The organism is Pseudonocardia benzenivorans CB1190, from assembly GCF_000196675.2.
GTDB lineage: Bacteria > Actinomycetota > Actinomycetes > Mycobacteriales > Pseudonocardiaceae > Pseudonocardia > Pseudonocardia benzenivorans.
The window spans coordinates 5,334,842-5,354,805 of the sequence record NC_015312.1 but is presented as its reverse complement, the minus strand read 5'-3'; the positions used below and the strand labels follow the sequence as shown (position 1 = coordinate 5,354,805).

Sequence of the window (19,964 nt, the reverse complement as noted above, 5' to 3'; positions counted from 1 at the left end):
ACCGGTCAGCTGGAGCACCAGGAGGAGCAATGACCACGTTGAGCGACATCGGTGCCGCGGACGGCGCCGTCGTGGCCACCGAGCACATCCGCGCGGCCCTGCTCGCGGGAACATTCGTCTTCGAGGACGGTTCCGTGCAGACCTTCGAGCCGTCAGGTGCGACGACGTACGTCGACCGCGGTCGGCCGACCGCGGGAAATTGGTACATCGGCAGCGACGGCCGTTTCTGCTCGTTCTGGCCTCCGGACTTTCGTGCCTGCTACGACCTCTACTGGATCGTCGTCGAGGACGAGGTCGTGGGAATTCGATTCGTCGGCGACAACCGTGGCAGCGGCTTCGTCGGCCGCTACCGGAAATGACCTCGGCACCGTCCTGAACCGTTGTCGGATGACGTCCGGAGAGGTCCGGATCACGGCGGCCCCGGGCGCGGCACAGGCGCCGTCGCAGGCGAGGACCTCCTGCCCAGGCCGGACGGGCGTCGTGCCGGCCCGGGTCAGGAGGCCGTCGTCGGAACGGTGGTGGTGTCGGCGGGACCGTTCGCGATCTCGGTCCGGACACTCCAGGCGAACTGGAGCAGCAGGGTGACCGGTGTCTTCTCGACGATGTTGATCATCGACTGGAAGTCCTGCTCGGGGACCTCCTCCGACAGCCGGATGGTGCGGTGGAGATATCGGGAGGCCCCGACGGTCGTCGGCTCGTGGTAGGTGACGTCCACGGTGATGTCGCCGGCGTAGTCGTACTTGCGGTCGGCATAGCTCCGCAGCGTGATGGCCGTGCACGAGGCGAGCGCCATCATCAGGTACTCGGTCGGGGTCGGGCCCGCCCCCGGCGTGCCGACGGCCGGATCGTCGGCCACACCCACGAAGTCCCCGGCCCGGATCTCGGTCTCGAGCCGGTTCGTGGCCGGCAGTGTCGCTCGTGCGGTCGCGACGATCCGCTCGTCGGTTGCGCTCATGTCCGGCTCCTTCCGCGTCGCCTCCTGCGACGGCCGTTCGAACGAGACGGCGTGCTCGGCGACACCCCGCCCGTCGGCTTGCTCGCGGCGTGCGGCCTCGGCGGCCGCGCGATCGGAGTATCCCGGGTGCCGCGGGTCGAGGAGGTCGGCGTAGCCCGTCGTCCGCGACAGGAAGTCGACGACGAAGGAGCAGATCGCCGTGACGGTGCCTCCCCGGGCGCGGATCTCGTCGAGCACCCGGCGCACCGTCGCACCGGCGACGCCCTGACGTCGATGACTCGGCTCGACCTCGGTGTGCAGCAGTGCGTACCGGTCGGGCCGCAGGTGGCGGTAGTAGAGCCACCCGACGAGCTCGCCGTCGCGACGGAGCTCGAAGCGGCTCTCGGCGGTGTTGTCGGTCAGGTCCTCGGTCACCTGCGCCCGTTCCTCGCTGCTCATGAGCTCCCTGTTCCGTCGTGTCGTCGGGCCGCGGCCCGTGTCCGCGCGTGCCGTCGTCACCGCCCGTCCGGGTCGGTGCGGGTTCCGAGCACCGCCTGCACGCGAGCGCGCAGGGCCGGGAGGGCCTCCTCAGCGAACCACGGATTCCGGGTCTGCCAACGGAAGTTCAGCGGCGACGGGTGGACGAGGGGCATGCGGTCGGGGAGGTGGTCGCGGAAGGCCCGGACCGTGTCGGTGAGGGTCGTTCCGGTGGCGCCGGGAAGGTAGTGCTTCTGCGCGTAGCGGCCGATCAGGACCGTGAGCCGGACGTGCGGCAGCTCCGTGAGCAGCCGCGGATGCCAGCGTGGTGCGACGTCGGGGCGCGGCGGCAGGTCACCGTGGGCGCCCTTGCCCGGGAAGTAGAAGTCCATCGGCAGGATCGCGAACAGTGTCGGGTCGTAGAACTCGTCGTCGGTGACCCCGAGCCAGCGCCGCAGCGTCACCCCGCTCGGGTCGTTCCAGGGGATGCCGCTGTGCTGCGCGCGCGTTCCCGGGGCCTGCCCGATCAGCACGATCCGGGCCTGCGGGTGCGCGGTGTAGATCGGCTGCAGTCCCGCGGCCGTCGCGGCCCGGTTGGCCGGGTCCGCGATGATCTCCTCCCGGATCCGCTCCAGTGCGGTGCTCGTCCCCGTCGCCGATCCGTCCACGGTGTGGCCGAGCGTCAGGTCGACGGCTGCGACGCGACGTCACGGCGTCGCGGCAGCACCCAGCCCGGCCGCGGGAAGTGGCAGGTGTAGCCGTGCGGGTAGCGCAGCAGGTAGTCCTGGTGTTCGGGCTCGGCCTCCCAGAAGGGACCGGCGGGCGCGACCTCGGTGACGACCTTGCCCGGCCACAGCCCCGATGCGTCGACGTCGGCGATCGTGTCCTCGGCGACCCTGCGCTGCTCGTCGTCGAGGTAGAAGATCGCCGACCGGTAGGACGTGCCGACGTCGTTGCCCTGCCTGTTCGGTGTGCTGGGATCGTGGATCTGGAAGAAGAACTCCAGCAGGTCGCGGTAGGTCGTCGCGGCCGGGTCGTAGGTGATCTCGATGGCCTCGGCGTGTGAGCCGTGGTTGCGGTAGGTGGCGTACGGGGTGTCACCGCCGGTGTAGCCCACACGCGTGGACAGCACGCCGGGACGGGAGCGGATGAGACCCTGCATCCCCCAGAAGCAGCCTCCGGCGAGGACCGCCCGCTGCGGCTCGGTCGTCATCTCGGTTTCCCTTCTCACGCGTCGTCGGGGTCGCGCACGATGTGGACGGCCGCTTCCTCGGCGCTGGCCGCGCCGCCGTCCCTCCCGACATCGACGGCGTTGAGGTAGGCGAAATCGTCCCACTCGCCGCCGGGTTCGACGTCCACCAGGCGCCCGGAGCGGACGACACCGACCTCGTCGTCGTACAGCTCGCCGTCGGTGCCCGGGGTGTCGCCGAGTCCGTCGCCGTCGTCGGTGTCCCCCACGTCGGGCAACTCCCGGGCCAGGCGGCCGGCGAGGCTCTCGTGATCGTGCGCCTCCCGCGCCGTGACCCCGTAGTGGTCCCGCTCCCACGGCCGTTCCGGCACCGTGTAGCCCTCGTCGAGGACATCGACCCCGCGTCCGTCGAGGGTGTCGTCGTCGTCGAGCAGGCCGTTGTCGATGTCGACCCCGTCCACGCCGTCGCTGTCGTCAGCCATGTCGCACTCCTGTCAGCGCCGCGGTCATCCCGTGACTCCGAACCGCTCGACCCTGATCCGTCCGGTGGGCACCCCCGCCGCCTCCGCGAGCCGGGTGGCGGCGTCGCAGAAGGCGGTCGACCCGCACACGTAGAGCTCGCGGTCCGGGTCCAGTGCCGCGGCGAGATCGTCTGCGGTCAGCCGGCCGGGCGGCCGGGCGTACCCGTCGGGCACGGCGCGCGTGAACGCGATCGACGTCTCCGGTCCCCGGACCTCCGCCGCGTAGTACAGGTCCTCGGGCCCGCGCACCGAGACGACGAGCCGGAACAGGTCCGGCTCGCCGAGGGCCCGGGCGTGGCGCAGCATCGACATCAGCGGCACGATCCCGGAGCCGCCGGCGACGCCGAGCGCGGGCCGGAGGTCCCAGGCGAAGTGCCCGCCTATCGGGCCGCGCACGTCGAGGACGTCGCCCACCTCGACGGCGTCGTGGAGGAAGCGCGAGACCTCCCCGTCGGGCAGGAGCTCGACCGTCAGGTCGAGCTCGGCGGCGCCCGACGGCGCGCTGGCGATCGAGTACGACCGCTGGGCGCGGTAGCCGTCGGGGGCGGTGAGCCGGACGATCATGTGCTGACCGGGCCAGAACGCCCGTGGCTCGGACAGGGTCAGCGTGAAGGACTTCGCTGTCGGGGTCTCCCGGCGGATGCCGGTCACCCGCGCGGTCTGCCAGGGCCCCGGGTGGGGCGCCCTGCCGCGAACCACGGCGGTCATCGATCTCCCTGGTAGCGCTGCTCGCGCCAGGGATCGCCATGGTCGTGGTAGCCGTTGCGTTCCCAGAACCCTTGCTGGTCCTCGGCGAGCAGCGTGAGACCGGACACCCACTTCGCGCTCTTCCAGAAGTACAGGTGCGGCACGAGCAGACGGGCCGGACCGCCGTGGATGTCCTGGAGGGGCTCGCCGTCGACGTCCCACACGACCCACGCCTTGCCGCCGGTGAGGTCGTCCAGCGGAAGGTTCGTGGTGTAACCGGTGTGCGACCGCGCCAGTGCGAAGGCCGCGTCGGCGCCCACCCCGGCGATGTCGAGGAGGGTGTCGACGGATACGCCGTCGAAGCGCATCCCGAACTTCGACCAGGTGGTCACACAGTGGATCGCGCCCTCGTACCGGGAGCCGGGCAGCGCCCGGATCTCCTCCCAGCTCCACCGAACCGGTGTGTCGACCAGACCGTCCACCTCGAAGGTCCACCGCGCGGTGTCGATGCTGGGGGTCGACTCGACGTGCAGCACGGGCCAGGCCGCGCCGGCGTCGTACTGGCCCGGAGGCAGCCGGGTGTCCTGCGGACCCCGGCTCCGTCCGCTGAATCCCCTTGTCAGGGCCATCTGGAGGTTCGCTTCCCGTCGTCGGCGCGCCGCTCCGAGGGCAGACCTCGGCGTCCGGCAACGGGCCGGACAGCGGCTCTGGCGCCGAATATTGTCACGCAAAAGTGAACTGTCAAGTCCACTGTTCAGTAGCTGTCCGACCCATCACAGCGCGGATGTGGCGGACCTTCCGTCCCGGGTGATCCCCGAGGTGGCACCCGTCCGCGCTGATCGGGCCTGGTGTGTCGGGCTCGACCAGGGGGCCGTGACTCGAATTGTTATGGACGGTATCGTCCACAAATCTTCGTGGTGTGCGGCAGGGCAGACGGACTGAGAGAGGTGGCCCGATGAAGGCGATCGTCGTGACGGACCAGGCCGCGGGTACGGCCGGGATGACGCTGGTGGAGCGCGACGCGCCGGCGCCGGCGGGGAACGACGTGCTCGTCGAGGTGCACGCCTCGGGATTCACCCCGGGCGAGCTCACGTGGCCGTCGAACTGGACCGACCGCCTCGGCCGCGACCGGACCCCGTCGATTCCCGGGCACGAGCTGGCCGGCGTGGTCAGCGCCCTCGGGTACGGCACGAGGGGACTGTCGGTGGGCCAGCGGGTGTTCGGCCTCACCGACTGGACCCGCGACGGCACCCTCGCCGAGTACACCGCGGTCGAGGCGCGCAACCTCGCGCCGCTGCCGGGCGACGTGGACTTCACGGTCGGCGCGAGCCTGCCCATCTCGGGGCTCACCGCATGGCAGGGGCTGTTCGACCACGGCCGCCTCCAGCCCGGGCAGAGCGTCCTCGTGCACGGCGCGGCAGGCGGAGTCGGTTCGATGGTGACGCAGCTCGCGGGGGAGGCGGGCGCCTACGTCGTCGCCACCGGACGTGCCCGCGACCGTCAGGCCGCGCTCGACCTCGGCGCGCAGGAGTTCGTCGACCTCGACCGCGACACCCTCGAGGACGTCGGCCGGGTCGACCTGGTCTTCGACGTCATCGGCGGCGACGTCCAGAAGCGGTCGGCCGCCCTGGTGCAGGCCGGCGGGACGCTGGTGACCATCGCCGGCCCGCCCGAGGCACGCCCCGCCGACGGGCTGGCGATCGACTTCGTCGTCGAAGCCGATCGCGCCCAGCTGAGCGAGATCGTCCGGCGGGTGCGTGACGGACGGCTCCGGACGAACATCGGCACCGTCGCGACCCTCGACGACGCCGTCGCCGCCTTCAACCCGACGGAGCGGCCCACCGGAAAGACGATCATCCGCGTTCGCCCGTGAGGACGCCGGGCGCAGCCGTCGCCGGCCCGAGGATCGATGGAGCGAGGTGTTCGCGGTGAAGGCGATCGTGGTGACCGACCGGGCCGCCGGGACGGCCGGGATGAGACTGGCGGAGCGCCCCGACCCGGACGCGGCGAGGCTCGCCGGCCTCGAGGGGGCCAACTACGGCGACGTCGTCGTCGCGGTCCATGCGTCGGGATACACCGGCGACGAGCTGGAGTGGCCGTCGACCTGGATCGATCGTCTCGGCCGGGACCGGACGCCGTCGGTCCCCGGCCACGAGCTGGCCGGGGTGGTCACCGCCCTCAGCTACGGGACGTCCGGACTGTCGGTGGGCCAACGGGTGTTCGGCCTCACCGACTGGACGCGCGACGGCACGCTCGCGGAGTACACGGTCGTCGAGGCGCGCAACCTCGCGCCGCTGCCTGGCGACGTCGACCTCGTCGCGGGAGCGGGCGTCGCGATGACGGGGCTGACCGCGTGGCAGGGCCTGTTCGACCACGGCCGTCTCCGGGCCGGGCAGAGTGTCCTCGTGCACGGCGCGGCCGGCGCGGTCGGTTCCATGGCGACCCAGCTCGCGCGCGAGGCCGGCGCCCACGTCATCGGCACCGGGCGCGCGACCGGCCGCCGGGCCGCGCTCGACTTCGGCGCGCAGGAGTTCGTCGACCTCGACCGCGACACCCTCGAGGACGTCGGCCGGGTCGATCTGGTGTTCGACGTCATCGGCGGCGACGTCCAGAAGCGGTCGGCCGCCCTGGTCCGGGCCGGCGGAACGCTGGTGACCGTCACCGGCCCTCCCGAGGCCCGCCCCGCCGACGGCCTGGCGGTCGACTTCGTCGTCGTCTCCGATCGCGCGCAACTGGGTGAGATCGCCCAGCGGGTCCGGGACGGACGACTGCGCACCAACATCGGCACCGTCGCGACGCTCGACGACGCCGTCGCCGCCTTCACCACGACGGCGCCGGCCAAGGGCAAGACGGTCATCCGCGTTCGCCCCTGAGGACCGGAGGACGCCGTCCGCGAGCACTTGCCGGCGACGCGACCCGGGTGCGCGACCACTCCCTCCGGCTCGCGCACGAGCAGGCCCGGCGTCCCGGCCCCGAGCGCGCCCGTGCCGGTCGTTGCGGGGGACGGCGGACGTCCGTCAGGCTCCCCACCCTGCGCCGTGTTGATCGACGCCGGGCTGCGGGGGAGGAACGCCGATGACCGAAGCATCGCGGACGCGTCGGCGACCGGGATGGCTCGCGCCCGCGGTCTCGTTGCGCCGCGGCGGCATCGTCCCCGACGTCGTCGCCGGGCTCACCCTCGCCGCGCTCGCGATCCCCGAGGTGCTGGGGTACGCGCGGATCGCGGGCATGCCCGTCGAGACCGGGCTGTACACGATGCTGCTGCCGATGGTCGTGTTCGCGCTGCTCGGGGCCTCGCGGCAGCTGGTCGTCGGTGCCGACTCCGCGACCGCTGCCATGCTCGCCGCGGGTCTCGCGGTGCTCGGCGTCCCCGCCGCCACCCCGGAGTACGTCCGGCTCGCCGGGACGACGGCGCTGGTCGTCGCGGTGCTGCTCGTCGTCGCGCGGGTGGTGCGGCTCGGGGTGCTGGCCAACTTCCTGTCGCGCACCGTGCTCGTCGGGTTCCTCACCGGGGTCGGCATCCAGGTCGCGGTCGGGCAGCTGCCCGAGGCGCTGGGGCTGCCGCCGACGGGCGGTTCGACGCCGGAGAAGGTGTGGGCCGTCGCCGTGAACCTCCCGGACGTGGTCCCGATCGCGGTCGCCACCGCGGCAGGGGTGATCGTCGTCGTGCTGGTGGCGCGCCGGATCTCGCGACGCATCCCCGGCACGCTGGTCGCCGTCGTCGCGGCGATCGTCGTGACCGCGGCGGCGGGCCTCGACGCCCGCGGGCTGACGGTGCTCGGCGACGTCCCGGCCGGGCTGCCCGGGTTCGCGTTGCCCGCGCTCGGCATCGACGACCTGCGGGCCGTGCTGCCCCTCGCGCTGTCGATGCTCGTCGTCATCCTGGCGCAGAGTGCGGCGACCTCCCGCGCCTACGCCGCCCGCCACGGCGACGTGGCCGACACCGACCGCGACGTCGTCGGTCTGGCCGGTGCCAACCTCGCGGCGGCGGCGACGGGCGCGTTCGTCGTCAACGGCAGCCCGACGAAGACGCAGATGATCGACTCCGCGGGCGGTCGCAGCCAGCTCGCGCACCTCGCGGCCGCCGGGGCGAGCGTCGTCGCGGTACTGGTGCTCGCGCCGTACCTGTCGCTGTTGCCGCTCGCCGCGCTGGCCGCGGTGGTGCTGCTGATCGGCGTCGAACTGGTCGACGTCGCCGGGATGCGCCGGATCTGGCAGGTCCGCAGGCTGGAGTTCGCCGTCGCGGCGCTGACGACGGTCGCCGTCGTGGTGGTCGGCGTGGAGACGGGCATCGTCGTCGCGGTGATCGCCTCGATCGCCGACCACCTGCGGCACAGCTACGCGCCGCGCAGCAGCGTGCTGACGAAGTCGGCCCAGGGGCACTGGCGGTCGCTGCCCGTGACGGCCGGGGCGCGGACCGTCGAGGGGCTCGTCGTGCACCGGTTCGGCAGCGGTCTGTACTTCGCCAACGCGGCCCGGTTCGCCGACGACGTGGCCCTGCTCCTCGGCACCGGGCCGCCCGTGCGCTGGTACTGCCTGGACGCGGCGGCGATCGGCGACGTCGACTACACCGCGGGCGCGGTGCTGAACGTCGTGCTGGACCGGCTCGAGGCGGCGGGGGTGCGGTTCGTCGTCTCCAACCTGCTCGACCCCGTGCGCGCGCAGCTCGACCACTACGGCATCACCGCCCGGATCGGCGAGGACGCCTGTTTCGACACCTCCGGCGAGGCGCTCGAGGAGTTCGGGCGGAGCACGTCATGAGCGTGCCGGCGAGGTTCCCCGGGTCGTGCCACCGCGGTGTGCGACGATGCCGGCCGTGGCCGACGAGACGATCGCCGAACCGCGCCCGTGTCGGCGCTGCTCCAAGGACGCGTTGCTCAACGTGCACGGCTGCTGCGCCGACTGCATCGGGGACATGGGCCTGCGCCACGTCGACGAGCACGGGACGTGGCGCGCCGAGCTCGCCGAACTGGTGAAGTCCGGCGCGATCACCGGTGGCTGACCGAGTCGGGACTGGCGCGAACGGCTGCGCCCGTTAGGCTTCCAGCGGCCGACGTCGCCGGGACCGGCGACGGGCCCCGGGAGGCGACGTGCTCGTGACGATCCACCAGCCGCGGCCCGACGAGCTCGCCGACGTGCGCGAGCAGGTGCGGGAAGCGCTGCGCGACATGGATATCGCTCCGGACGGCGAGGTCGGCGCGGCCGTGGTCATCGTCGCCGACGAGCTGGCCGTCAACGCCGTGACCCACGCGAGGACCCCGTTCGCGGTGTCGGTCGAACCGCGGCGCGACGAGGTGGGCCGCGAGGTCGTGCGCGTCGCGGTCAGCGACGGCGCATGGTCGGTCCAGGGCGGCCCGGAGACGGTGACCGACGGCCGGCCCCGGCTGGGCCTGCCGATGGTGCGCGGGCTCAGCGTGCGGTGGGGCATCGAGACCCGCGACGAGGGGAAGACCGTCTGGGCCGACGTCCGCCGCTGACCATGACCGTGCTGCCCGCTGTCGCGGCGGCGTTCGCCGGGGTGCTCGCCGGCGGCGAACTGCTCGTCCGGTGGGGGATCGCTCCGGCGCTCACGGCGCTGCCCGACCATTCCCACCTGCTCGCCCGGCAGTCCCTCGTCCGCCGGCTGCGGGTGCTCGTCCCGGCGGTGATGGTGCCGACGGTCGTCCTGGCGGTGGTCGCGGCCGTGCTCGCGGGCGGTGTCCTCCCGTGGCTGGGTGTCGGCGTGCTCGCGGTGTTCGTCCTGGTCTCCGCGTTCGGCACGGTACCTATCAACATCCGGGTCGACGGCTGGGACGCCGCCGACCCGCCCGCCGACTGGCGCGCGCTCGTGCGGCGCTGGCAACGCATCGACGTCGTACGGTCGACGGCCGCGCTCGTCGCGTTCCTCGTGCTCCTCGCGGTGCTCGTGCCGATGCGCTGACGACCCCGCCGGGTGACGCGCGACGCGGCAGGGCAGGGCAGGCTGGGCCCATGCCCGCCCGCCGGCCCGACGCCGCCCTGCGGCCGATGCTGGCCACCCCCGGCCGCCCGCCGTCCGGTCCCGGGTGGGCGGTGGAGTTCAAGTGGGACGGCGTGCGCGCCCTGCTCGACGTCGACGACGCGGGCGAGGTGCACCTGACCAGCCGCAACGGCAACGACGTCACGCTGGGCTACCCCGATCTGCTGGCCGGCGTCGACACCGGGCAGCCCCTGGTGCTCGACGGCGAGATCGTCGCGCTCGACGAGGCGGGCCGTCCCGACTTCGGGCTGCTGCAGAACCGCATGCACGTCCGGCACCCGTCCGGGCCGCTGCTCGCCGAGGTCCCGGTGCGCTTCTACGCGTTCGACGTGCTGCGCGTCGGTCAGCGCTCGCTGCTGCGCGAGACCTACGACGACCGGCGCGCGGCACTCGCCGGCCTCGGTGTCGACGGCTGGGCCCGCTTCGCGGTGCCGCCGTCGACGACCGAGGTGCCGCCCGCGCAGATGCTCGACGTCGCGCGCGAGCACGGCCTGGAGGGGATCGTCGCCAAGAGGCGGACGTCGCGCTACGAGCCCGGGCGGCGGGCGGCATCGTGGGTGAAGACGGCGCTGTTCACCACGCGGGAGGTCGTCCTCGGCGGCTGGACGCCAGGGCAGGGCCGCCGCGGCGCGCTCGGCTCGTTGCTGCTCGGCGCCTACGACGACGAGGGCCGGCTCCACTACCTGGGCAACGTGGGCAGCGGGTTCAGCGAGGCCGCGCTGCGGTCGCTGCGGGAGAAGCTCGAACAGCTGCGCAGCGACGAGGATCCCTTCGCCTCCGGCGTGCCGCGCGAACACGCCCGTGGTGTGCGGTGGGTGCAGCCGCGGCTGGTCGGGGAGGTCGAGTACCGCACGCTCACCCACGACGCCCGGCTGCGGCACTCGGTGTGGCGGGGGCTGCGTCCCGACCGCGACCCGCACGAGGTGCGTATCGACGGCGCGTTCGCGCGGGCACCGCTGGCGTCCTACGGCGTGCGCGCGCCGGCCCCCGAGCCCGCGCGGGCGCCCGCAGCGTCGGAGCCAGCGGAAGCAGCGTCGGCGAGAGCGGAGGCGCCGGCCGAGCGGGTCCGGGCCGCCACCGGCGACGAGCTCGCCGCCCTCGACGCCCTGCGCCGCAAGGGCACCTGGCACGTCGCGGGCGAGGAGGTCGCGCTGACGAACCTCGACAAGGTGCTGTTCCCCGGCCGCGACGGCGGGCCGCCCGTCACGAAGCGGGACTTCGTGCGCTACCACGCGCGCGTCGCGCCGTACCTGCTGCCGTACCTGCAGGGGCGGCCGGTGAACATGCAGCGCTTCCCCGACGGCGTGGCGCGGGAGGGCTTCTGGCAGAAGGAGATCCCGGTCCACGCGCCGGACTGGGTGACGCGCTGGCGCTACCCCGACGCCGAACCCGGCGACGTGCAGGACTACGTCGTCGTCGACAGCACCGCGACGCTCGTGTGGCTGGCCAACCTCGCCGCGGTCGAGCTGCACCCCTGGACCTCGCGGCTGCCCGACGTCCACCGGCCCACCTGGGCGTTGATCGACATCGACCCGGGTCCGCGCACGGCGTTCGACGAGGTGCTCGCCGTCGCGAGGCTCTACCGCGCCGCGCTCGACCACCTGGGCGTCGCCGCGGCGCCCAAGGTCACCGGCAAGCGGGGGGTCCAGATCTGGGTCCCGGTGACGCCCGGTCCGACGTTCGCCGACACCCGCGGGTGGGTCGAGAAGGTGTCGCGGGCCGTGGGGCGCATGGTCCCCGAGCTGATCTCCTGGGAGTGGCACACCGACCGCCGGGCGGGGCGGATGCGCCTGGACTACACGCAGAACGTCATCAACAAGACGCTCGTCGCGCCGTTCAGCGCCCGGCCCGCGGCCGGCGCCCCGGTGTCGATGACGTTGAGCTGGGACGAGCTCGACGACCCCGAGCTGCGGCCCGACCGCTGGACGGTCGGGACCGCGCTCGACCGGCTCGACGCCGTCGGCGACCCGATGTTCCCGCTGGTCGGACGCGAGCAGGTCCTGCCGGAGCTAGGGGGCGTCTGACGGATCACTCGTCGCGGTCTCGGCGCCCGGGCGATCCGTGACTGCGTTGTCGCCAGGCCCGAATACGCCCGGTATGCCGACCCGGCTCCGCCTTGCCACGAACCGCCCGGATCACTGAGCCCATCGACGGCGATCCGTCAGACGCCCCCAGGGGGAGCGCGGTGCTCGACCGCGTCCGGGTGCACGTCGCTGGCCTCGCGGCCGGCCACGGCGTAGCCGCGCTCGGCGTAGGGGAAGCCGTCGAGACCGGTCGTCTCCGGACGCTGCTGGTAGTAGGAGCGGATCTCGGCGATCAGCCCGTCGCGCAGCACGAACCACTCCGCGCCCCGCGTCGCGACGCGCTCGGCCGCACCGTCGGGCCGCCAGAACATCGTCCACTCGATGACGGCCTCGTCCCCGTCGGTCACGACGTGGTCGACGACCCAGCGTGCGTCGATCATCCGCGTGACCTTGCGCCAGTAACGCGCGAGGTGCTCGCGCCCCCGCACCGGCGCCGAGCCGACGTTGGGCGCGAGGAACCAGTGCACGACGTCGGGGTGCAGCGTCGCACCGAGTTCGGCGAGGTCGCCGTCGGTGCAGGCGTCGTAGTAGCGGCGGATGAGCGCAGCGGTGGTCGGGTCCGGCACCCGCCCAGTGTGCGCCCGTCGGCTGCCCGACGGCGGGACGATCTGTTACGGTCGGGCCGTGCGCGCGTCGTCGTTCCTGATCATTATCGAGCGCGCCGGCTGAGCCAGGTCGCCGGCGCGCCGTCGCCGTGCGTCCTCGCCGGAACCTGGTCCGGATCCCTCCGAACGCCCAGCTCCTGGAACGGATCCGTCATGACTGTCACCCTCACGCGGCCCGCCGTCGCCCCCCGCCCCGTCGCCCGCGACCTCGTCGCCCAGCGGCGTGTCACCGCCTACGTCGGCGGCGGACTCGACGGCGCGCTGCGCGTCGTCGCGATGCTGCGCGGCCGGATGTACCGCGTGCACGACCTGTCCGTCGACGTCCGCGACGGCGTCGTCGAGAGCCCGGTGAGCGCCACGGTGTCGCTCACCGCCGCCGAGGCCGACCTGCTGGTCGAACGGCTGCGCCGGATGCCGGTCGTCGTGTCCGCCGATCACGGCTGACGCCATCGCGCCGGTGTGCCACGGTTGGGGCGGACCGACGACCGAGGAGCCTCTCGATGTCCCACCGCCCCGACCCGGCACGCTACGACGGCACGATGCGCTACCGGCGTTGCGGCCGCTCGGGCCTCGACCTGCCGCTGCTCTCCCTCGGGTTCTGGCACAACTTCGGCGACGACCGTCCGATGCAGACCCAGCGGGCGATCGCGTTGCGCGCCTTCGACCTGGGCATCACGCACTTCGACCTCGCCAACAACTACGGGCCGCCGTACGGCTCGGCCGAGATCAACGCCGGCCGGATCCTGCGCGAGGACCTGGCCGCGTACCGCGACGAGCTCGTCGTGTCGACGAAGGCGGGCTGGGACATGTGGCCCGGTCCCTACGGTCAGGGCGGCGGGTCGCGCAAGTACCTGCTGTCCTCGTTGGACCAGTCGCTGCGCCGGCTCGGCCTCGAGTACGTCGACATCTTCTACTCGCACCGCTTCGACCCGACGACGCCGCCGGAGGAGACCGCGGCCGCCCTCGACGCGGCCGTGCGGGCGGGCAAGGCGCTCTACGTCGGCATCTCGTCCTACACCGCCGCCGACGCGCGCCGGATGGCCGGGCTGCTGCGTGAGCTCGGCACGCCGCTGCTGATCCACCAGCCGTCGTACTCGATGCTCAACCGCTGGATCGAGACCGAGGGCCTCCTCGATGCCGCCGCCGACGAGGGCTTCGGGGTCATCGGCTTCACCGCGCTCGCCCAGGGCCTGCTGACCTCGCGTTATCTCGACGGCATCCCCGAGGACTCGCGGGCCTCGCGCGGTTCGACGCTGCCGGCCGAGTGGCTGACCGGCGACATGGTCGACCGGCTGAGGTCGCTGGCCGGGATCGCGGAGCAGCGCGGTCAGACGCTCGCGCAGCTCGCGCTGGCGTGGGCGTTGCGCGACGAGCGCGTCACGTCGCTGGTGATCGGTGCGTCGCGGGTCGAGCAGCTGGAGCAGAACGTCGCGACGCTGGAGAACCTCGTGCTCTCCGACGCCGAGCTCGCCGAGATCGACGCACTGGTCGCCGAGGAGGCGGACGTCGACCTCTGGCGGTCCGCGCGCCGCGGTGAGCTCTGACGTCGCGTGGACGCGTGGATCGTCGACCGCCCCGGACCGGGATCACCGCTGGTCCGGGCGGAGCTCCCGGACCCGCAGCCCGGGCCCGGCGAGGTGCGGATCCGGGTGCGCGCGTGCGGGGTGTGCCGCACCGACCTGCACCTGGCCGAGGGTGACCTGCCGCCGCGGCGTCCCGGGACGGTGCCGGGGCACGAGATCGTCGGCACGGTCGACGCGCTCGGCCCGGGTGCCGGCCGGTTCGGGATCGGCGACCGGATCGGCGTGGCGTGGCTGCGCGGCACGTGCGGGCGGTGCCGGTTCTGCCGCACCGGCCGGGAGAACCTCTGTCCCGACGCCGCATTCACCGGCTGGGACGCCGACGGCGGGTACGCCGAGCGCGCCGTCGTGCCCGAGGCCTACGCCTACGCGCTGCCCGCCGCGCTCGACGACGTCACCGCGGCGCCGCTGCTGTGCGCCGGGATCGTCGGCTATCGGGCGCTGGTCCGGGCCGAGCTGCCGCCGGGCGGGCGGCTCGGGATCTACGGCTTCGGGGCCTCGGCGCACGTCGTCGCGCAGGTCGCGATCGCCCAGGGCGCCACGGTCCACGTGCTGACCCGCTCCCCGGCGGCCCGCGAGCTCGCCCTGTCGCTGGGCGCGGCGTCGGCCGGTCCGGCCGCCGACGGCCCGCCCGAACCGCTCGACTCGGCCGTGACGTTCGCGCCCGACGGGGGCGTCGTGCCGCTCGCGCTGCGCGCACTCGACGCGGGCGGCACGCTGGCCGTCGCCGGCATCCACCTCTCCGACGTCCCGGCGCTCGACTACGAGCGCGAGCTGTTCCGCGAGCGACAGCTGCGCAGCGTCACCGCCAACACCCGGGCCGACGGCGAGGAGTTCCTGCGGCTCGCCGGCGCGCTGCGGGTGCGGCCGACCGTCGACCCGCGTCCGATGTCGACCGCCGACCGGGCGCTCGCCGATCTGGCCGCCGGCCGGGTCACCGGCGCGGCGGTGCTGGTGGGCGAATGAGGGCACCCGCGACAGCGGGTCCTCCGGACGGTGCCGGCCGCGGCCCCGTCCGGATACGGTCGAGCGCACCCTGCCCGACGACGTGCGAGGAGTACCCATGTCCGGTCCGACGACCCTGCGCGCGGTGAGCGGCCTGCCCGCCGACCCGCCCGCCCTGTCGGCGTCCAGCCTCGTCATGATCGACTGCCAGAACACCTACACCCGCGGGCTCATGGAGCTCGAGGGCGTCCAGGCCGCACTCGACCAGGCCGAGCAGCTGCTCGACCGGGCCCGCAGCGCCGGCATCCCGGTCATCCACATCCAGCACGACGCCGGCCCCGGGTCGCCCTACGACGTGCGCGAGGAGATCGGGGCGATCGTCGACCGGGTCGCGCCGCGGGCCGGGGAGCCGACGGTCGTGAAGAACTACCCCAACTCGTTCACCGGGACCGAGCTCGGCTCGCTGCTCGCGCAGCACCCCGGCCGCCCGCTGCTGCTCGCCGGTTTCATGACGCACATGTGCGTGAACTCGACGGCACGCGGCGCGTTCAGCCTCGGCTACTCGCCCACGGTGGTCGGCGCGGCCACGGCGACCCGCACCCTGCCCGGTGCCGACGGGTCCGGCGAGGTCGCGGCCTCGGCACTGCAGGCGGCGAGCCTGGCCTCGATCGCCGACCTCTTCGGCGTCGTCGTCGGCGGCCAGGACGAGATTCCGGACTAGAGACGCCGCTGCGGGCTCCGGGGCCGTGGTGCCGCCCGGGGAGGCGCCACGGGCCCGGGGATACGGTCGGTCCGTGCGAGCCAACGTTCCCCGCGGCCGGATCGACGTCCACACGCATGCGATCGCCCCCGACCTGGCGGCGCCGGGCCCCGGTCGCTGGCCCACCGTCGAGAGGACGGCGGACGACGCGGCGGACATCCTGCTCGACGGGGCCCTGTACCGGAAGATCGACGATCGCTGCTGGTCGGCGCGGCGCCGGCTGTCCGACATGGACGCCGACGGCGTGGCGGCGCAGTTCGTCTCGCCGATCCCGGTGACGCTCTCGCACGACCAGCCAGTCGCGCCCACGGTCGCCCTGTGCGCCACGCAGAACGACTTCCTGGCCGACCTGTGCGGGCAGGCGCCCGACCGGCTGTTCGCGCTCGGCGCCGTCCCGCTGCAGGACGTCGAGGCGGCGGTCGGCGAGCTGCGCCGCTGCGTGCTCGACCTCGGGTTCGCCGGCGTCGAGATCGGTACCGTGGTCGGCACGACGGAGCTGGCCGACCCGGTCCTCGACCCGTTCTTCGACGAGGCGGCGGGGCTCGGTGCGTTCGTGCTGGTCCATCCCGTCGACCAGACGCTCGATCCGCGCGCCGTCGCACTCGGGCTCGGGTTCGGGCTGGGCATGCCGTCGGCCACCGCGATCGCCGGCGCCGGGCTGGTGACGCGCCCGCCGCGACGCCCCGGCGTCACCGTCTGCCTCGCCCACGGCGGGGGAGCGCTGCCGCAGATCCTGCCGCGGCTGGACAAGGGCTCCTCGCTCGACCGGCCCGACGCGCCACCGCCCACGCAGCTCGCACGCGACCTCTGGTGCGACTCGCTGACCTACGACGCCGCCAGCCTCGCCCTCTCGGCCGAGCGGTTCGGGGCCGACCACGTCGTGCTCGGGACGGACTACCCGTTCGTCGTCCGCGAGGCGCCCGCGGGCGCGGTGCTCGACCACGTCGACGCCGCGCTGCGCCAGGCGATCGGCCGGGACAACGCGCTCGCGGCGCTGGCGCGCGTCAGCCCGGCGTCTCGACGGTGACGTTCGTCGACTTGATGACGGCCACCGCCAGCGACCCGGGCTCCAGGCCCAGGTCGCGCGCCGCCTCCGAGCTCATCAGCGACACGATCCGGTTGGCCCCGCACTGCATCTCGACCTGCGCCATCACCTTGTCGGTGGTGACCTTCGTGACGAGCCCGACCATGCGGTTGCGCGCCGACGTCCGCACGTGCAGCGGGTCGTCGGGGGCCGGGTTGTGGTTCTGGATGAACTCGACGAGGTCGATGCCCTCGATGACCTTGCGGTTCGACTCGTCGAGGCCGGCCCGTAGCCGCCCGGAGTCGATGTGGCGGCGCACCGTGTCGTCGCTGACGCCCATCAGGTCCGCTGCCTGGGAGATCCGGAACCTCGCCATGGCCGACGATCCTAGGACCGCCCTCATCCGACGCCGCCCTCGGCCGTCCGCAGAACCCCTCGAAAGGCCCACGACATGACCGGAATCGCCGCCACGCGCACCGACGGGGTGCTCACCCTGACCTTCGACCGGCCTGCCAAGCTCAACACGATCATGCCCGCCGACCTGGCGTCCGCGACCGCCGAGCTGGCCGACCTCGACGGCATCCGCGCCGTCGTGTTCCGCGGCACCGGCGAGCGGGCCTTCTCGGCGGGGATGAACGTCGCGGCGTTCGAGTCGTTCGAGGCGGGCAGCGCCGAGGCGTTCATCCGCGGTGCGCGCGACTTCATCGCCGCCGTGCGCACCGCCGAGGTCGTGACTGTCGCCGTCGTCGACGGGTACTGCCTCGGCCTGGCGTTCGAGCTGATCCTGGCCTGCGACCTGCGGATCGCGACGCCCGGTTCGTCGTTCGGGCTGCCCGAGATCAAGGTCGGGGTGCCGTCGGTGATCGATGCGGCGCTGCTGCACCACCACGTCGGCCTGAGCCTGGCCAGGGAGATCATCCTGACCGGCGACCTCTACCCGGTCCCGGTGTTCGAGCCGTTCCACCTGCTCAACGGCGTCGTCGAGCGGGCGGAGCTCGACGCCGAGCTCGGCCGGTGGCTCGAGCGGACCTCGCGGCACACCGCCACCGTCGTCGCGAGCCAGAAGCGGCTGTTCGAGACGTGGCTGAACACGACGCTGACCGACGGGATCGACGAGAGCACCGTCGAGTTCGGCCGGGTGTTCGACCACCCCGAGACCCTCGACCAGCTCGCCCGCTACCGGGAGGGCCTCGGCCGCAGTCGGACCTGACCCCAGTGTGATGCGACACCGCAATGATTGCGGTCCGCACGTGATCCGGTGACCATGTGCCGGTGCCTGCACCCACGGACGCATCCCGGCTCGACCGTCGCCTCGGCGACTTCACCCTCACCCCGCGGGTCCTGCTGATCGTCGCGCTCGCGCTGCCGATCGGTGCGCTCGGGGCCGTCGCGGCCTGGGCGTTGCTGCGGTTGATCGGCCTGGTCACGCACCTGGTGTTCTACGGCCGGGTGGGGTTCGACCTCGTGGCGCCCGGCGCCGAACCGCACCCCGCGTGGCTGGTGCTGCTCGCGCCCGTCGCGGGCGGGCTGGTGATCGGGCTGATGGCCCGGTTCGGCTCCGAGCGCATCCGCGGCCACGGCATGCCCGAGGCGATCGAGGCGATCCTGGTGCGGCGCAGCCGGGTCGAGCCCCGCGTCGCCGTACTCAAGCCGGTCTCGGCGGCGGTCAGCATCGGTACCGGCGGGCCGTTCGGGGCCGAGGGCCCGATCATCATGACCGGCGGGGCGATCGGCTCGATCCTCGCCCAGCACCTGCACCTGTCGGCCGACGAACGCAAGGCGCTCATGGTCTCCGGCGCCGCGGCGGGCATGGCGGCCACGTTCAACTCGCCGCTCGCGTCGGTGCTGCTGGCCGTCGAGCTGCTCCTGTTCGAGTGGCGGCCGCGCAGCTTCCTGCCCGTCGTGGCGGCGGTGTCGGCCGCGACGCTGGTGCGCGTCCCGCTGCTCGGGGGCGGCCCGATCTTTCCCGTCTCGCTGGGCGACCTGCACGTCCCGGCGCTGGACAGCGGGCTGTGCGTCGTCGCCGGGGTCGTCGGCGGGCTGCTGGCCGTCGGGGTGACCGCGCTCGTCTACGTCTCGGAGGACACGTTCGCCCGGCTGCCGGTGCACTGGATGTGGTGGCCCGCGATCGGCGGCCTGATCATCGGGATCGGCGGGCTGATCGAGCCCCGCGCCCTCGGCGTCGGCTACGACGTCATCGGCGAGCTCCTCACCGGACACGCGACGCTGGCGCTGGTCGTCGGCATCCTGACGGTGAAGAGCCTGATCTGGGGTCTCTCGCTGGGGTCGGGAACCTCCGGTGGGGTACTCGCGCCCGTCTTCATGATCGGGGCGTCGCTGGGAGCGCTGGAGGGTCACCTGTTCCCCACCGTCGCGCCCGGGTTCTGGGCGATCGTCGGGCTCGCGGCCGTGGTGGGCGGGGTGATGCGCTCGCCGCTGACGGGCGTGGTGTTCTCCCTCGAGCTCACCCACGCCTGGCCGATGCTGTTGCCGCTGGTCATCGCGTCAACGGCCGCCTACGGGACCTCGGCGCTGCTGCTGCGCCGCTCGGTGCTGACCGAGAAGATCGCCCGCCGCGGCTACCACCTCTCGCGCGAGTACGACGTCGACCCGCTGGAGGTCCTGCGGGCCGACGAGGTCATGCACGCCGCTCCGCGCACTCTCGTCGCCGACGACCCGCTCCCGGTCGACGTCGGCGTCCTCGCCGCGGAGGTGCCCCGTCGCGGGGGTGGCGCGGGCGGGCGGCCCGCGCCCGTGCAGCGTCTCTTCCCCGTGGTCGACGACGACGCGACGATCGTCGGGGTCGTTCCGCGCAGGCTCCTGACCCACCCGCCGGACGACGCCACCACCGTCGGCGACGTCATGATCGTCGAGCCGCTCGTCGTCGGGGCGGGGGAGACGCTGCGTGCCGTCGCGTCACGCTTCGCGCAGGCCGCGGTCGGGGCCGCCCCCGTCGTCGACCGCACCGACCCGACCCGCCTGGCCGGTCTCGTCACCGTCGAGCAGTTGCTCGACGGCCGGCTGCGCGACCTCGCCGAGGAGCACCATCGCGAGCGGCCGCTGGGCGTGGCGCGCCGCCGCCGGACCGATGCCGCGCCGGTCGATGCGTGAGGTGCGACCAGGGCGCGAGGTCCACGACGGCCCGCGCGACACTCGACCC

General features: G+C 73.5%; 23 protein-coding genes. 15 read left to right on the top strand and 8 right to left on the bottom strand.

Going from position 1 to position 19,964, the window contains the following annotated elements; all coding sequences use genetic code 11:
* Positions 1-29: 29 nt before the first annotated feature.
* Positions 30-359, top strand: coding sequence for a hypothetical protein (locus tag PSED_RS25130; protein ID WP_013677046.1), 330 nt, complete (start codon positions 30-32; stop codon positions 357-359).
* A gap of 134 nt (positions 360-493) precedes the next feature.
* On the opposite strand, the gene PSED_RS25125 is transcribed toward PSED_RS25130, so the two are convergent.
* Genes PSED_RS25125 through PSED_RS25100 form a run of 6 tightly spaced genes read right to left on the bottom strand, consistent with a single transcriptional unit; the run spans position 494 to position 4,437 of the window.
* Complete coding sequence (locus tag PSED_RS25125) at positions 494-1,393, bottom strand: GNAT family N-acetyltransferase (RefSeq protein ID WP_013677045.1); 900 nt, start codon at positions 1,391-1,393, stop codon at positions 494-496.
* A 56-nt stretch (positions 1,394-1,449) separates the two neighbouring features.
* Positions 1,450-2,079, bottom strand: coding sequence for a uracil-DNA glycosylase family protein (locus tag PSED_RS25120; RefSeq protein WP_013677044.1), 630 nt, complete (start codon positions 2,077-2,079; stop codon positions 1,450-1,452).
* Between the two features lie 14 nt (positions 2,080-2,093).
* Positions 2,094-2,624 carry a peptide-methionine (S)-S-oxide reductase MsrA gene (msrA, locus tag PSED_RS25115; protein WP_013677043.1) on the bottom strand — a complete coding sequence of 177 codons (531 nt, stop codon included), beginning with the start codon at positions 2,622-2,624 and terminating at the stop codon, positions 2,094-2,096.
* A gap of 14 nt (positions 2,625-2,638) precedes the next feature.
* Positions 2,639-3,082 (bottom strand): DUF5709 domain-containing protein, encoded by a 444-nt coding sequence (locus tag PSED_RS25110; protein WP_013677042.1) that lies wholly within the window; start codon positions 3,080-3,082, stop codon positions 2,639-2,641.
* 24 nt (positions 3,083-3,106) lie between these two features.
* Positions 3,107-3,829, bottom strand: a complete 723-nt coding sequence (locus tag PSED_RS25105) for a ferredoxin reductase (RefSeq protein WP_013677041.1) — start codon at positions 3,827-3,829, stop codon at positions 3,107-3,109.
* Positions 3,826-4,437, bottom strand: a complete 612-nt coding sequence (locus PSED_RS25100) for a sulfite oxidase-like oxidoreductase (protein WP_013677040.1) — start codon at positions 4,435-4,437, stop codon at positions 3,826-3,828. Before PSED_RS25100 ends, PSED_RS25105 begins: the two co-directional genes overlap by 4 nt.
* Positions 4,438-4,763: 326 nt before the next feature.
* Between PSED_RS25100 and PSED_RS25095 the strand changes: the two genes are divergently transcribed.
* The 7 genes from PSED_RS25095 (at position 4,764) to ligD (ending at position 11,830) form a co-directional block, all read left to right on the top strand.
* Positions 4,764-5,681: an NADP-dependent oxidoreductase gene (locus tag PSED_RS25095; protein WP_013677039.1), complete on the top strand. Its 918-nt coding sequence runs from the start codon at positions 4,764-4,766 to the stop codon at positions 5,679-5,681.
* 55 nt (positions 5,682-5,736) lie between these two features.
* Positions 5,737-6,681, top strand: a complete 945-nt coding sequence (locus PSED_RS25090) for an NADP-dependent oxidoreductase (RefSeq protein ID WP_013677038.1) — start codon at positions 5,737-5,739, stop codon at positions 6,679-6,681.
* A 202-nt stretch (positions 6,682-6,883) separates the two neighbouring features.
* Positions 6,884-8,569, top strand: a complete 1,686-nt coding sequence (locus PSED_RS25085; protein ID WP_013677037.1) for a SulP family inorganic anion transporter — start codon at positions 6,884-6,886, stop codon at positions 8,567-8,569.
* Positions 8,570-8,624: 55 nt separating this feature from the next.
* Positions 8,625-8,810 carry a hypothetical protein gene (locus tag PSED_RS25080; RefSeq protein WP_132975736.1) on the top strand — a complete coding sequence of 62 codons (186 nt, stop codon included), beginning with the start codon at positions 8,625-8,627 and terminating at the stop codon, positions 8,808-8,810.
* Between the two features lie 88 nt (positions 8,811-8,898).
* Positions 8,899-9,285, top strand: a complete 387-nt coding sequence (locus PSED_RS25075; protein ID WP_013677035.1) for an ATP-binding protein — start codon at positions 8,899-8,901, stop codon at positions 9,283-9,285.
* A 2-nt stretch (positions 9,286-9,287) separates the two neighbouring features.
* Positions 9,288-9,728: an anthrone oxygenase family protein gene (locus PSED_RS25070; RefSeq protein ID WP_013677034.1), complete on the top strand. Its 441-nt coding sequence runs from the start codon at positions 9,288-9,290 to the stop codon at positions 9,726-9,728.
* A 50-nt stretch (positions 9,729-9,778) separates the two neighbouring features.
* Positions 9,779-11,830: a DNA ligase D gene (ligD, locus tag PSED_RS25065; protein ID WP_013677033.1), complete on the top strand. Its 2,052-nt coding sequence runs from the start codon at positions 9,779-9,781 to the stop codon at positions 11,828-11,830.
* A gap of 137 nt (positions 11,831-11,967) precedes the next feature.
* Here ligD and PSED_RS25060 read toward each other — a convergent pair whose 3' ends face one another.
* The gene (locus PSED_RS25060) at positions 11,968-12,456 is read right to left on the bottom strand and encodes a nuclear transport factor 2 family protein (protein ID WP_013677032.1); all 489 of its coding nucleotides are present in this window, start codon (positions 12,454-12,456) and stop codon (positions 11,968-11,970) included.
* 192 nt (positions 12,457-12,648) lie between these two features.
* Between PSED_RS25060 and PSED_RS25055 the strand changes: the two genes are divergently transcribed.
* From PSED_RS25055 to PSED_RS25035, 5 genes are all read left to right on the top strand, one after another.
* Positions 12,649-12,939, top strand: coding sequence for a hypothetical protein (locus PSED_RS25055; RefSeq protein ID WP_013677031.1), 291 nt, complete (start codon positions 12,649-12,651; stop codon positions 12,937-12,939).
* A 56-nt stretch (positions 12,940-12,995) separates the two neighbouring features.
* Positions 12,996-14,039, top strand: a complete 1,044-nt coding sequence (gene mgrA, locus PSED_RS25050) for an L-glyceraldehyde 3-phosphate reductase (RefSeq protein WP_013677030.1) — start codon at positions 12,996-12,998, stop codon at positions 14,037-14,039.
* Positions 14,040-14,045: 6 nt separating this feature from the next.
* Complete coding sequence (locus PSED_RS25045; protein WP_013677029.1) at positions 14,046-15,041, top strand: zinc-dependent alcohol dehydrogenase family protein; 996 nt, start codon at positions 14,046-14,048, stop codon at positions 15,039-15,041.
* Positions 15,042-15,138: 97 nt separating this feature from the next.
* Positions 15,139-15,741, top strand: coding sequence for a cysteine hydrolase family protein (locus PSED_RS25040; RefSeq protein WP_013677028.1), 603 nt, complete (start codon positions 15,139-15,141; stop codon positions 15,739-15,741).
* Between the two features lie 73 nt (positions 15,742-15,814).
* Positions 15,815-16,807 (top strand): amidohydrolase family protein, encoded by a 993-nt coding sequence (locus PSED_RS25035; RefSeq protein ID WP_013677027.1) that lies wholly within the window; start codon positions 15,815-15,817, stop codon positions 16,805-16,807.
* Here the strand turns inward: PSED_RS25035 and PSED_RS25030 are convergent.
* Positions 16,785-17,180: a TOBE domain-containing protein gene (locus PSED_RS25030; RefSeq protein WP_013677026.1), complete on the bottom strand. Its 396-nt coding sequence runs from the start codon at positions 17,178-17,180 to the stop codon at positions 16,785-16,787. The two genes, PSED_RS25035 and PSED_RS25030, sit on opposite strands and share 23 nt — an antisense overlap.
* A 75-nt stretch (positions 17,181-17,255) precedes the next feature.
* On the opposite strand from PSED_RS25030, the gene PSED_RS25025 reads away from it, so the two are divergent.
* Positions 17,256-18,014, top strand: coding sequence for an enoyl-CoA hydratase-related protein (locus PSED_RS25025; RefSeq protein WP_013677025.1), 759 nt, complete (start codon positions 17,256-17,258; stop codon positions 18,012-18,014).
* Between the two features lie 62 nt (positions 18,015-18,076).
* Entirely contained in the window at positions 18,077-19,915 is a 1,839-nt protein-coding gene (locus PSED_RS25020) for a chloride channel protein (RefSeq protein ID WP_013677024.1), read from the top strand.
* The last annotated feature ends 49 nt before the right edge of the window (positions 19,916-19,964 follow it).